Here is a 13670-nt window from a genome sequence, read left to right as displayed (position 1 = left end):
ATAAACAGCGCACCAAGCTGTTTGGTTGCGCTGGTGTTGCTCGATGGGCGTACAATTGGGCATTAGAACAGCAAGAAAATAACGATAAAAACGGCGGGAATTTCATCAAAGATGGAGATGTGCGCAAACAGCTAACGGCATTAAAACAGACAAATCCTGATTACAAATAGTTGTATGATTATAGCAACAATATTGCCAAGCAAGCGATTAAAGATTTATGTGATGCATATAAGAAGTTTTTTAATGGAAAAGCAAATAAGCCAAAGTTTAAAAAACAAGAAACAAAACAAACCATCGTTCTATCAAGATACAGCCAAAATTAAATTCAGCGATACACATGTGTATATTGAAAAAGTCCGATGGATCCCCTTCTGTCAGAAAAAGGAGAAATTCCTGTTCAATCGTTGTTTGTTCAAATGGTACAATATACCCCCATGTAACCCAATCAAAACGATTAAAGCGGTTAGAGAAGCGTTTCCGTCGGTTGCAACGGAAATGTTCGAGAAAGTATGAAAGGAACAAAATCCAAGAAGAAGGAGGTGTAATCCGTTACGTCAAAACACGCAACATGACAAAACTTGAAATGCAGAAATTGCGCATTCAGATGAAACATATCCGCGAGGATTATGAAAATAAAAGGGTCAAATGAGCTGGTGAGAACCAAGCCCACTCGAATCATAATGGAAGATCTAAACATTAAAGGGATAAGAAAAACCGCCATTGATCAAAAGCGATACAACAACAACGCCTGTATGCTTTTTTAAGCAAAAGCTAAAACATAAGTGCGAGGCATATGGCATTGAGTTTATCGAAGCAAGCCAATGGTATCCATCCTCAAAAATGTGTAGTTCATGCGGATATTTAAAGAAATCATTGAAATGATCTGAACGAGCATTTAGATGTGATGCTTGTGGAATAAGTATCGACAGAGATTTGAATGCGAGCATAAATTTATCGAAATATACTGCATTTGTTTCGTACCGCGAGTTACGCGGGAAGTGAAGCCTCTGGAGCGTTACACCAAACGAGAGTAGCCTTGGCTAAATCGGGCGCGATGAATGAAGCAAACAGAAACTTTCACAAGGCTTTTGTCGAGTTTTGTAAGTTTTGCGTAACGGAAGCTTATTGAAAACATCATTAGCACTTTTATTTTCTGTTATGTTTTTAGTCATGTGCGGATTTGGCATTATCATCCCGGTTCTTCCGTTTTTTGCCGAAAGCATTGGCGCCACCCCAACGGAACTTGGACTGCTTATGTCTATCTATTCTTTGATGCAATTTCTGTTCGCTCCCATCTGGGGACGCATTTCGGACCAATATGGCCGCAAACCGATTTTACTTGTAGGAATTATAGGTTTATCTCTTTCCTTTTTTTTATTCGCTGTGGCGAAAACTCTTTCCCTGCTGTTTATAGCCCGCATCGTCGGCGGGATTCTTTCTTCCGCTACGATGCCAACCGCAATGGCTTATGTGGCTGATATTACTTCCCCTGAGGAGAGAGGGAAAGGAATGGGAATGATCGGTGCAGCCATTGGACTTGGATTTATTTTTGGACCAGCCATCGGGGGAATTTTTTCAAAAATAAGCTTACATACGCCGTTTTTCATAGCTGGAACCCTGTCTTTGCTTACTTCATTATTCGTGTTTTTGTTTTTAAAAGAATCGCTTACGAAGGAGCAAGCACAAGCAAATCGAGTGGCCCCATCGGCTTCCATTTGGCAAGATCTTAACCGTCCGATCCTACTCTTATATATTCTACAATGGTTTATTTCTTTTTCATTATCAGGTCTTGAAGCCACTTTTGCTTACTTCGCAGCAAAACGGGCCCATCTTCACTCGACGGAGCTTGGATATATTTTTATGATCATGGGACTTGCCAGCGCTCTTATTCAAGGAGGACTCATCGGCAAGCTGATTCGCGCCTTTGGAGAGGGAAGAGTCATTCAAGCAGGCATTGTGATTTCGGCAGCTGGCTTTGCCCTGATTTTACTGATTCATGACTTTTGGACAGCCGCTCTATATTTATCCATTTTTGGTGTCGGAAATGGCATGATTCGCCCTTGTCTTTCCTCCCTTATTACGAAACAGACAAACGGAGGTCAAGGGAGCGCAACAGGATTTCTCTCCTCTTTCGACTCGTTAGGACGCATTATCGGTCCTCCAGTGGCAGGATGGTTATTTACAATTACCATCACCCTTCCTTATATATCTGGAGTGATCCTGTCTGTTTTGGCCCTCTCTTGCTACTATTTATTTGTGTATAAGCAAAAAGAGAAGCACCAAACCGCTTCATAAAAAAACGTCCCAAAACATTTGGTTTTGGGACATCTTTCTTTATTAATAAGAGCTGGCTATTCCAACATAGCCATTTGTCAGCAAAACTCGCCTCTAGATCTAAAAAGAACAAGCTTTACAGAGATGAATCGTGGCCTTGAACAGTGACCGATTGTCGCGATTCTTTTGCAAAAAAATAAATGACTAATATGAAAGAAACCGCACCGAATACAACCATCATATTTTTCAATCCGATCATATCAAGCAAAAATCCTGTTCCAAGAAGAACAATTTGAAACATGATACGATCCAGCATATTCTTTAATGAGAAAAAACGGCCATGATATTCTTTCGGAATCGTTTTTTGAAAAATGGTAGCGACTGTTGGAAAAAAGCAGCCGACACTAAATCCAAACAAAGCAAAAGAAAGAAGCGATGTTATTTTGATATCGGCAAAATATAAGGACACATGCGCAAAAGCAATCAATAAAGAGAAGGCGTATAGCATTTTTTGCATATCATACTTTGCGGCAATCCGTTTTAAAACGAACGTCCCTACCATGAACGAAATTCCTTCTACTGTATATAGCAAGCCTTTGATCGTGCTATCATGTTGCAATTCACTTATATTAATGACCGTTAAATTAAATCCTCCTAGGAATAAGGTCGGGATAATCGTCAGCAATAAGGAAATTTTGACGAGCGGATATTGCTTTAATATAGGGATCATCTCGCTAAAATTGGCCTTTTTGCCTTGCTGACGGCCAGTGAGGCTTTTTTCTTCGCTCACTTGTAAAAAGCAGGTCGCTACAAGAAGCAAGCCATATGCGATAAAACTGGCAATATATAAAAAATAAAGACTAACGACCGCTAACAGCAGGCCGCCTAAAGCTGTACCGAGAATACGAGAAATGGTCGATACATTCATATGAACGCCATTCATAGATAGAAGCTGTCTCTCCTCCACCACGAGCGGTATGGTTGATTGAAGCGCTGGAAAATAAAAAGCGGCGGCGATTTGAATGACAATGGTAAACATAATCATCCAGCCAATGGAAGAAAAATGAAGGGCGAGCATCATAAAAATAACGCTAATCATCCGCAATAACCCTGAATATAATAAAACGGTTTTTTTAGGAAAACGGTCGCACATTTTCCCGGCCATCGGGCTGACTAAAACACCGGCTAACAGCCCTATAAATAAAATAAGCGATTTGAAAAAATCAGAAGAAACGTGCCTCTGTAAAAACTCTAAATTTCCGATAATGCCGACCCATAGCCCAAGCCCTGCTATGAATTCTCCTGACAAAATGATCCATACATTTCTGTTTCTCCACATGTCCATATCTCCCTTTCTTTTCCATTGACATTTTATCATAATTTTCTCAACTAGCAAACTACTTCTTAATGATCCTTTTTTCATAAATTTATATTGATTATTTAGAACATAGTTTAATTAAATTGAATAAACTTCTGTATTATTGTTTGTGATATGGTAGAATAGAAAGATTGTTATGGATAAGAGTTGAAGCGAACCATATAAAAGGACCAGCCGCCTTTAGAACTTATCGTGCTAGCACTTGTATCGATCTGGAATTTACACTTTTTTTCACCGTTGACAGTCGGAAGCGAACAACGCTGCTTCATAGAACTAAGAATAGGCCTGAAGAAAACAACGGGTTCCTACCTTTGTCAGCCGATATGTAACGAAAAGGCAAGCTTGAGGAGCTGCCTTCTGACCGTGATTTTTTACGGATTCTGTTCTCTCAATCTTTAAGTCGTGTTTAGCAACGGGCTTTTTTCTATCCGCTGCTCTTTTTTGAATTGATTTTTAGGTTAAAGGCAGGAAACTTCTCGATGAATATGTTAGAATTGGAAATATCTTTGTTGAAACTCCCATCTTATATGGTTAAGATGAGAAAGAAATAAGAGAGAAAGGGTGATCTATATGACAATCAAGCTCTATTATACTTCCCCTTCTATAACAAGCTGGAAAACAACGATTACAAGCAGCCAAAAGGACGGAGATACATACATTGTGACTCTAGCAGAAACAGCTTTTTATCCTGAAGGAGGCGGACAGCCTTCTGATTGTGGAACCATTGAAGCGATTCCTGTCATGGATGTGTTTGAGGAAAACGGTGAAGTATATCATCGCTTATCGTCGCTCCCGGCCTCATCATCTGTTCACTGTGAAATAGATGCACAGCGCCGGTGGGATCACACGCAACAGCATAGCGGCCAGCATCTACTTTCGGCCGTCTGCATAGAGCTACTAGATGCGCATACCAAAAGCTTTCATCTTGGCCGTGATATCGTATCGATTGATTTAGATACCCCTACTTTATCAGAGCAGCAACTACTCGCTATTGAAGATCAGGCCAATATGTTGATTTATAACAACATCCCTATTAAAACCTATTACGTATCACAGGAAGAAGCAAAAAAGCTGCCATTCCGCAAGCTGCCAGAGCTGGACGGAGATATTCGGGTCGTAGAAATTCAAGGAATTGACATTTCCGCTTGCTGCGGCACCCATGTCTCAAGAACAGGAGAAATTGGCATCATTAAACTGCTTAAAACGGAAAAGCATCGCGGGATGACGCGCCTATTCTTTAAATGTGGAAGGCGAGCGCTTGACGATTATCAAACATCCCATCGCCTCTTAACATCATTAAGCCAGCATTTCGGCGCTCATCGAGAGATGCTTGCCAATGTTCTATACAAGCTAGAAGCAGAAAATAAGGAATACCAAAAGCAGCTGCAGCACATGAAACAAATGATGGCCCGCATAGAAGCAGAAGGAATCGTTCAAGAAGCGAATGATTCTTCCATTGTTTTTCGCATCTATGAGGATCTTCCAAGCAAAGACTTGCAAATCATTGCCAGCGAAGTGGTTACTCATTATCAAAAAACGGCCATCTTAGCAACAAAAGCCGAATCTCGTTTGATTATTGTCAAATCCCCTAGCCATTCTTTTCATGCTGGAAATGTGCTAAAACAACAGCTTGAAGCCACAAATGGCAAAGGAGGCGGCAATGACCGACAAGCGCAGGCTGTCTTTCCGACTAACGATGAGTTAATTTCCTTTATCCAGCAGCTGCAAAATGGGTTATCGACCCATACATGATCACCATCATTCATTGGGCCAGATCTTTTTGTCGTACAACTAAATATTATATTACAAAATTGTTACAAAATTTATGATTTCCTCTGGCGAAAACAAAAAATTTTCTGTACACTACTTAACGAAGGCTGTTTTCATTAAGGAGTAGTGGCTAATTATGCTAAATACATCTCATCAACAATTAAATAAACGGATTGCTCAATTAGAAAAAGAATTGCAATTCTATAAAAATTTTATCAAAGAATTAACGTTTCCTTTTGAATTTACTGACTATACATTAGGGATGACGATGGAAAAAAAACGAGGTCAAAAAGAGCCCATCATCGGCTTCCTCCCTGTTCAACATGAAAATGGCGCTCATCTGCAGTTGGATGTTGATTTAAGCAATGACTTGCCATTTGAGCAAATTGAGGCGTTTTTGTCGCCGATCCTTGATCTTGTTCCGCATCATATCGTTTTTGTGGACGGTAACGGTATGATCACACTTTGTAATTTACAGGCGGCCAACGATACAGGAGTGAACCGCGACTCAGTCATCGGCAAACATATACGCGAATTGCTGCAATTGCCTGATGAACTCATTGTGACGCTTAAATCCATCGAAAAAAATGAACCTATTTATAATCAGGAAGTGCTTGACCGCTATTACGGCATTATAAATACGCGTTTGATTCATAACGCCGATGGATCGATTAAACGGGTTATCAGCATGTTTCAGTCGCTTAACTTGATGAAGGAAACAGAAAAACTGGCCGTAGCAGGACGCATTGCAGCTGGAATTGCTCATGAGATTCGCAACCCGCTTACGACTGTACGGGGATATTTGCAATTTTTTAAAAACGATCTTCCAGATAAAATTATTGCGCTGATTGATAAGCTGCTGATTCCCGAACTGGATCGGGCAAACGGCATTATCACCGACTTTCTAAACATCGCTAAACCAGCGGAAGTAAAAACAAATAACATCAACATTAATCAGTTTATCACTGAAGATTTAGGCATTCTACTGCAAAGCGAAGCGCTGCTTCACAATATTAAAGTTCATTTTGATTTAGATGAACGATTGGGTATGTACGATGTCGAAGCCGATAAAAATCAATTGCTGCAGGTATTTCTCAATTTATTTCGCAACGCGATTGAAGCAAAGACAGAAAGAACATTATGCATTGCTATTTCGAGCAAGCTGCACAATAATATTGTGCAAATTTATTTTCAAGATAACGGTCCAGGAATTCCGCCGACGATTATTGAGCATATTTTTGATCCATTTTTCTCAACAAAAGAAGCGGGAACAGGACTTGGTCTTTCTCTCTCAAGAAAAATTGTGGAATTGCATAAAGGCACAATGAAAGTGCAAAGCGGCGAAGACGGAACATGCTTTATCATTGAATTGCCGATCAATCAACGGGAAGCTGCCTCTTAACATGGGGGGTAGTTTCTTATTTTGTTTATTTTTCATGATTTTTCGGCCGCTTTTTATCGGCCAATGAAACAACAGCTACTCCATAGATTCGCGAATCTGTCGGAAAGCGATGTTGTTCGCCCGTTGACTTTCTCAAAAATCCTTTAATCTGCAAGGTCTATTTCCAGCAATTTCATTGAAGCATTGATATTGCAACCATCACACTAACGAAGCAGCCCATCAAGTAAAGGCCCCTGTGCGATTGATACCGCTTCGTCACTAAGAGGGAGGGACTTTTATGGAACAAACTTTTACTCTCAAGCAAAAAATGATTCAATTTTTTCATCTTCTCTTTCCAGTTTTCGTCACTCAAATCGGCCTTTATGCCATGAATTTTGCTGATGTGACCATGTCGGGGCATGCCAGCGCCCAAGATTTAGCTGGAGTAGCCATCGGTTCAAATATTTGGGTCCCTGTCTTTACTGGAATTAGTGGAATCCTATTAGCCCTAACCCCCATTATCTCTCAACATCTTGGCGCCCAACGGCATGAGCAAATTCCCTATTATGTCATTCAAGCGGTTTATTTAGCTGCTACCATCGCTGTCTTCGTGCTTTTGATCGGCGCACTAGGAGTGGAGAGACTCTTGACAAGCATGAAACTAGAAAGCAGCGTGCAAGCCATTGCTTCCCGCTATTTATTCGCTCTTGCTTGGGGAATTGTGCCGCTGTTCATTTATTATGTTCTTCGCTGCTTTATGGACGCGCTCGGTCAAACGAAAATCACCATGTTGATTACGTTATCCGCTTTGCCCGTTAATATTGTGTTTAACTATTTGCTGATCTACGGACGCTTAGGTTTTCCAAAATTAGGTGGTGTCGGAGCGGGATACGCTACAGCCATTACATATTGGTTTTGCTGTTGTCTTTCTTTTTTTATGGTTTACAAATTAAAACGCTTTTCGCGATATCACATTTTTCAGAGATTATATCGGCTGTCCCTTTTGGCATGGAAGGAACTACTGAAAATAGGAATTCCCATCGGATTTTCGATTTTTTTTGAAACCAGTATCTTTTCCGCTGTAACTTTACTAATGAGCGAATTCGGTACAATGACCATTGCTGCGCACCAAAGTGCCATCAATTTTGCATCACTCCTTTATATGATTCCCCTAAGCGTTTCTATGGCTTTAACCATTGCCGTGGGTTTTGAAGTCGGGGCAAAGCGGCAGCGCGATGCTAAGCAATATAGCGCACTTGGTGTTGGAATGGCGGTCGCCATTGCTGTCATTACTTCTTTGCTGCTTTATTTCTTCCGCGGCGAAGTGGCCGCTTTATATACAAGTGAACAAGAAGTGCTGCTGTTAACCAAACAATTTTTACTTTATGCAATCTTTTTCCAGTTTTCTGATGCAGTAGCTGCCCCTATCCAAGGAGCACTACGGGGATATAAGGATGTAAATGCCACGTTTATTGCTGCTTTCTTATCATACTGGGCTATCGGATTGCCAGTCGGATATATTCTCGCCAATTTTACCGCTGCCCGAGCGTTCGGATACTGGATCGGATTAATTACTGGATTGGCTGCTGGCGCAATCTTTCTTTCATGCCGGCTCGTACTGATCCAAAAAAAATACAATCATCATGAAAAAGCAACGGAAGAAGCTTAGTCGGCTTCTTCCGTTTTATCTTTTTTTATTTTTTATTTTTAGCTGGCTTTCGTTAGCACCAAGCTGCACCAACGATAATTAACAGGATAAACAAGACGACGATAAGCACAAAGCCACGTCCATATCCGTAGCCACCGTAGCCGCCGTAGCCACCATAGCCGCCGCAACCACCGAAGCCGCCATAGCCCCATCCGTATCCAAATGACATGCTACACCCCTCCTTTTATTGCCATGTTATGATGGCAGGGTGAATTAGTACACCCAGCCACCAACAAATGCTGCACCTACAATAATCAACAGAATAAACAATACAACGATTAACGCAAAACCGCCGCCATAAGCTGCACCCATCTTTGAGCACCTCCTTCGCTTTTGTACTAGTAGACTATTCACTTTAGGTGAAAATGGTTAGACTTTTTTATAAAAATGGGTATTTGTATATCATTCCATGAACCCGTAACGCTCGTTCATCATTACATGCAACGCTGATCGATATCACTTTCTATGTGAGTGGGGGATGATCCGCCTTTGACGGTTAGGCGACCGACCGTCATTTTTTACATATACTGTTCATTCATCATATGTATCGAGGATCATCAGTGAATCGATTGGATCTGAGTATTATGAGCTTTCATAAATAAAAAATAGTCCTCGCATGGCGAAGACTATTTTTTATTTCGTTTATATTTTCATTGAATTTCGCTTTGGCAGTTGCAGCTGCTTCACATTTGCAAACGAAAAAATAAGCAGGGCACACCAAATACAACTAAATGCATAGACATGCGTCTTAGTGAATGCTTCGTGAAACAGAAAAACCCCAAATAATAAGCTTAACGTTGGCGAGATATATTGAAGAAAACCGAGCATTGTCAATGAAATGCGTTTGGCACCTTTCGCAAAATACAACAGCGGCAACGCTGTAACTGGACCTGCACCGATTAACAAAAGCGTTTGCCACCATGAAAAGGAAGGCAAATCTTGAGACTGGGCATATAAAAAAATGAGATAAATAAAGGACAACGGTGTCACCATCATCGTTTCAATCGTCAAACCGATGGCGGAATCAAACGATGTCAACTTTTTCGCCAATCCATAAAATCCAAACGACAACGCAAGCGATAACGCAACCCAAGGAAACTTTCCATATTGAAGAGTAATGAGACAAACACCGATAGACGCGAGTAAAAAAGAGAGCCACTGCCATGTGTTTAAACGCTCTTTCAGCACAATCATGCCTAAAACAACGCTAATGAGCGGATTGATATAGTAGCCAAGACTTGCTTCCACAATATGTCCGTGATTCACCGCCCATATGTAGATAAACCAGTTGCCGCTAATTAAGCATGAAGACGCAATGATCCCCCATGCTTGTTTTGGCTGCTTTACCATCTCAAAAAATTGCTTCCAGCATGAACGCATTTGTTTTGTTAACGTCAACAACGCAATCATAAAAACGAATGACCAAACAATGCGATGCGCTAAAATTTCACTCGCTTGACGCTCATCGAGCAATTTCCAATAAAGAGGTAAAACTCCCCACATCAAATAGGCTGCAGCCGTATACAGGATACCTACTTTTTCATTGTGTTGCTTCATTTTGCTTATCCCCTTTTTATGCTTCCGCTTTCGTAGGCTCAGAATCAGCTATCCACTCTCTGTCTGTTTCAAAGTATCTACTAAGAACCACCGAAGAGCAGGCAAATCTGACCTCCCTTCAAAAAACAATACCCTCTTTGTCTTGCCTGACAGCTTCCAGACCAAACAGCTATCATAATGCTACTATTATAAATCGTTTTACATAGCTTTCCAAGCAAAAGATCTTTTACAGAAAATTTCTCTGTCTTCTTCTCTTAGGGCGGAGACTGTTATTGGATCAAAATCACCACGGTCATCGGCAGATTTGCCTTCGTCATGGAACCAGCATAGCTCCATATTCATACAACTATCGAGTTATATCATCTATCGATGCAGCCCCCGTCCTTCCTTTTCTTTTTACACTAATGGTCCTTTTGCTTATATAGAGCCGTCCTTCTTTTTTCCCCACCAGCCTTTTTTCTTAAAATAAAATGCAATCGCTATTCCTAATCCTCCCATTAATCCCAATGCATAAATGTACCCATATGTCCATGTTAACTCTGGCATCCATTTAAAATTCATCCCATACACACCAGCAACAAAGGTCATTGGCATAAAAATCACACTAACTAATGTTAACGTCTTCATAATCGTATTCATATGGTCTGATTTCAATGAAAGCTGTAAATTAAAAATGTCTGATAACGTTTCCTTAAACGCATCAAGTGCGGCTGTACTCCTTGAGAAACGGCTTGACACATCCTGAAGGTAAGGACGGATTTTTTCGTTTATATGCGGAATTTCTGGATGGTTTAACGTTTTCATCATTTCTTCTTGAGCTTCAATCGTTTGGCGGAGCTCGTGAATTTTTACTTTCCAGCGATATACGCTATGGCCAATCTCATTTTCAAAAGGGGTTTTAAATACTTGTTTTTCAAGCGCTTGAATTTTATTGGCTATTTCATCAATCACATGTAAAAAATGAAACGTAGCTACATCTAACATCCGATAAAAAACAAAGCACGGATCAACCGCTTCTTCAGGATGATGAAGCAGCTTTTTTTCTACTTGCTCAATCATTGGCTCATTATTCTTTGTATAGCTAATCACATATTGCTTGGTGATAATAAGCTGTAAGCGGCTCACACGCCATTCCTCCTGGATCCAAGCCAGCGAAATAAAAAGACTGTCATCATATACGTCAATTTTCGGTAAATGGCTCTCGCTCAAAAGAGATTGCGTTGCGAGTGGATGAAGCTTCAATTGTTCCGCCAGCAATTTCAACTCGTGTTTTGTTCTCTCGGTAAAATGAATCCAGCATTTCTCTGCTATTCCATCGTGTCGCATCGATACAATCCTTTCTTCATTACGGCATTTATTCTATAGTATGAAAAAAACCTTAATCATTTATGAACGATTAAGGTTGAAGGCTGGCTCAATATGAACATGAGTCATTTCAATTTGATGCTTGTTCCTCATCATCCGTTCCACTTCATCAGCGATTTCATGGCTTTTCGCCACTGTCAGCGCTGCATCAACATGAATGGTCACATCCAAAATGATTTGATTGCCCACCATTCGCGCTTTTACATCTGAAACATGCTTAACCCCTTCAATCTCAGCAATTTCTTGCTCATACACAGCTAAAGTCTGTTCATCAAATCCGTCCGTCAACAAATGAGAGGCTTCAGCAAAAATGTGCCAAGCCGTTTTACAAATCATGATCCCAATCATAAAGGCCGCTAATGGATCAAGCCAAAAAAGATGAAACTGTGCACCAATAATTCCAACGACCGTCCCGATGCTGACGAACGCATCCGATAAATGATCCTTTGCCGCTGCTGCCAATGCCGAGCTATTGACACGCTGAGAAAGACGATGATTAAATCGATACACTAGCATCATCACCAAAGCTGAAACGATTCCTACCCACGCAGCCAGCCATTGCGGCGATTCATTTTGTTCTTGATGAAAAAGCGACAAGGCCCCCTTCAGAGCAACATCGATTCCAATAGACATCATAATAAAGGCGGCAATCAGCGATGAAATGTTTTCTGCCCGCGAATGTCCATATGGATGATTGTGGTCTCTCGGTTTCTGCGCAATTTTTATTCCCACTAAAACGGCAACAGAAGCAACAATATCCGTAAAATTGTTCCATCCATCGGCCATCACCCCATCCGAATGAGCAATATAACCGATAGCAAGCTTCGCTGCCGCTAAGATTAGATAGCTCCCTATACTCACCCAAGCCCCAACTTCTGCTTTCATGCATTTCACCTTTCTTTTTCTATTTGCATGTAATAGTTTATCAGCATAACACCATGTGGGTCTACAACAACAAAATTGGTGTACAGAAGGACTATAGAGTAAGACAAACTTTTTCCTATTGAGGGAACTTTATTGCATAAAGGCAAAATTCACTCATTGCGCATAAATTATAAAAAAGAATCATTGGAGGACGAAAAATTGAAAACATATCTTGATGTTTTAGCAGAGTTAGGAATCGATAGTGCACATCCCGGCGGACCTTTGTTAACCCACAAAATATTACGTAAACTTAACATACAACCAACAACCCGAATTCTTGATGTCGGATGCGGAACCGGACAAACGGCTGCTTACATTTCTGAAACATACGGCGCTCACGTAACCGCTATTGATATTCATCCTAAAATGCTTGAAAAAGCCAAGAGCCGCTTTTCTTCCCTTCCACAGCCGGTTCATCTATATCAAGCTTCCATCGAATCCTTACCATTTCAACCTGAGCAATTTGATATTGTATTATGCGAATCTGTTCTTTCTTTCGTCAAACTGCCAAAAGCGTTACAAGAAATCTATCGAGCGTTAAAGCCGCATGGGAAGCTCATTGGTATTGAAGCGGCTCATGCGCAGTTGTCCGAAAGCGACAAAAAGGAAATTTGTTCGTTTTATCAATTTCGACAGCTTCTTACAAAAAAAGAGTGGCATCTTCTTTTACGTAAATACGGATTTCGCGCAATTCAAATGGCTGCCTATTCCGCCACCCAATATCCTGCCGACCAAACGATCTTTACACTGGAGACTCGTTTATCTGCTGAGACAATGGCGATCTTAAACACACATGAATATATGAAAAAACGATATGGAACTCAGCTTGGTTATTGCATATTTTCGTGCCAAAAGTAGACATTGGTACAAACCTCTTTTTTTTCGACACATACCCTATAAATATATCAATAAAAAGGAGGACTATACATGTCACAACAATGGTACGATGTCTGCTGCCGTTATCGCGGCCAAGTGGTGCGAATTCATGATCGATCCGGCAATGTTCATGTTGGCCGAATTACTCGCGTCACGCCCAATCGTGTCTATATCAGCCCTAATAACCAACGAAATTTAGGCGGATTTGGATACGGATATCCAGGCTGGGGTTGGGGCTGGGGTTGGGGATTTGGCTATGGAATTGCACTCGGTGCAATTGCAGGAATCGCATTAGTCGGATTATTCTGGTAGGCTTTCTCTTTTTCCTTCCTAAAAAACCGGACAGTATCCTTGCTCATGAATCTTCTCCATCTGCTCCGCAGATTTCCCTATTCACTAATGAGTCGAAAACATCTGCGCTTCAGTTTAGTTGCCTG

General features: G+C 40.9%; 12 protein-coding genes and 1 pseudogene. 7 read left to right on the top strand and 6 right to left on the bottom strand.

Annotated elements, in window-relative coordinates; translation table 11 throughout:
• The first annotated feature begins 17 nt into the window (after nt 1-17).
• Nucleotides 18-1002: pseudogene (locus GGQ95_RS11325) on the top strand (RNA-guided endonuclease InsQ/TnpB family protein).
• A gap of 156 nt (nt 1003-1158) precedes the next feature.
• Nucleotides 1159-2295, top strand: coding sequence for an MFS transporter (locus GGQ95_RS11320; protein WP_183186873.1), 1137 nt, complete (start codon nt 1159-1161; stop codon nt 2293-2295).
• 115 nt (nt 2296-2410) lie between these two features.
• Here the strand turns inward: GGQ95_RS11320 and GGQ95_RS11315 are convergent, their stop codons facing one another.
• Nucleotides 2411-3613: an MFS transporter gene (locus tag GGQ95_RS11315; protein WP_183186795.1), complete on the bottom strand. Its 1203-nt coding sequence runs from the start codon at nt 3611-3613 to the stop codon at nt 2411-2413.
• A 609-nt stretch (nt 3614-4222) separates the two neighbouring features.
• On the opposite strand from GGQ95_RS11315, the gene GGQ95_RS11310 reads away from it, so the two are divergent.
• The 3 genes from GGQ95_RS11310 (at nt 4223) to GGQ95_RS11300 (ending at nt 8472) form a co-directional block, all read left to right on the top strand.
• Nucleotides 4223-5404, top strand: coding sequence for an alanyl-tRNA editing protein (locus tag GGQ95_RS11310; RefSeq protein ID WP_183186794.1), 1182 nt, complete (start codon nt 4223-4225; stop codon nt 5402-5404).
• Between the two features lie 154 nt (nt 5405-5558).
• The gene (locus tag GGQ95_RS11305; protein WP_080861075.1) at nt 5559-6824 is read left to right on the top strand and encodes a two-component system sensor histidine kinase NtrB; all 1266 of its coding nucleotides are present in this window, start codon (nt 5559-5561) and stop codon (nt 6822-6824) included.
• 277 nt (nt 6825-7101) lie between these two features.
• A complete protein-coding gene (locus GGQ95_RS11300; RefSeq protein ID WP_183186793.1) occupies nt 7102-8472 on the top strand; it encodes an MATE family efflux transporter in 1371 nt (456 codons plus the stop codon).
• Nucleotides 8473-8524: 52 nt separating this feature from the next.
• On the opposite strand, the gene GGQ95_RS11295 is transcribed toward GGQ95_RS11300, so the two are convergent.
• From GGQ95_RS11295 to GGQ95_RS11275, 5 genes are all read right to left on the bottom strand, one after another.
• Complete coding sequence (locus GGQ95_RS11295) at nt 8525-8680, bottom strand: YjcZ family sporulation protein (protein WP_063504935.1); 156 nt, start codon at nt 8678-8680, stop codon at nt 8525-8527.
• A gap of 44 nt (nt 8681-8724) precedes the next feature.
• Nucleotides 8725-8823 (bottom strand): YjcZ family sporulation protein, encoded by a 99-nt coding sequence (locus tag GGQ95_RS11290; RefSeq protein WP_080861071.1) that lies wholly within the window; start codon nt 8821-8823, stop codon nt 8725-8727.
• A 330-nt stretch (nt 8824-9153) separates the two neighbouring features.
• Nucleotides 9154-10068: an EamA family transporter RarD gene (gene rarD / locus GGQ95_RS11285; RefSeq protein ID WP_183186792.1), complete on the bottom strand. Its 915-nt coding sequence runs from the start codon at nt 10066-10068 to the stop codon at nt 9154-9156.
• A 417-nt stretch (nt 10069-10485) separates the two neighbouring features.
• Nucleotides 10486-11394: a magnesium/cobalt transporter CorA gene (gene corA, locus GGQ95_RS11280; RefSeq protein WP_080861067.1), complete on the bottom strand. Its 909-nt coding sequence runs from the start codon at nt 11392-11394 to the stop codon at nt 10486-10488.
• A 60-nt stretch (nt 11395-11454) separates the two neighbouring features.
• Nucleotides 11455-12318, bottom strand: coding sequence for a cation diffusion facilitator family transporter (locus GGQ95_RS11275; protein WP_183186791.1), 864 nt, complete (start codon nt 12316-12318; stop codon nt 11455-11457).
• 198 nt (nt 12319-12516) lie between these two features.
• On the opposite strand from GGQ95_RS11275, the gene GGQ95_RS11270 reads away from it, so the two are divergent.
• On the top strand, nt 12517-13215 hold the full coding sequence (locus GGQ95_RS11270; RefSeq protein WP_183186790.1) for a class I SAM-dependent methyltransferase: 699 nt from the start codon (nt 12517-12519) through the stop codon (nt 13213-13215).
• Nucleotides 13216-13284: 69 nt separating this feature from the next.
• Entirely contained in the window at nt 13285-13545 is a 261-nt protein-coding gene (locus GGQ95_RS11265) for a hypothetical protein (protein ID WP_066149060.1), read from the top strand.
• Nucleotides 13546-13670: the final 125 nt, after the last annotated feature.

The organism is Anoxybacteroides rupiense (assembly GCF_014196195.1).
GTDB lineage: Bacteria > Bacillota > Bacilli > Bacillales > Anoxybacillaceae > Anoxybacteroides > Anoxybacteroides rupiense.
This window is presented reverse-complemented; position numbering and strand designations above follow the sequence as displayed.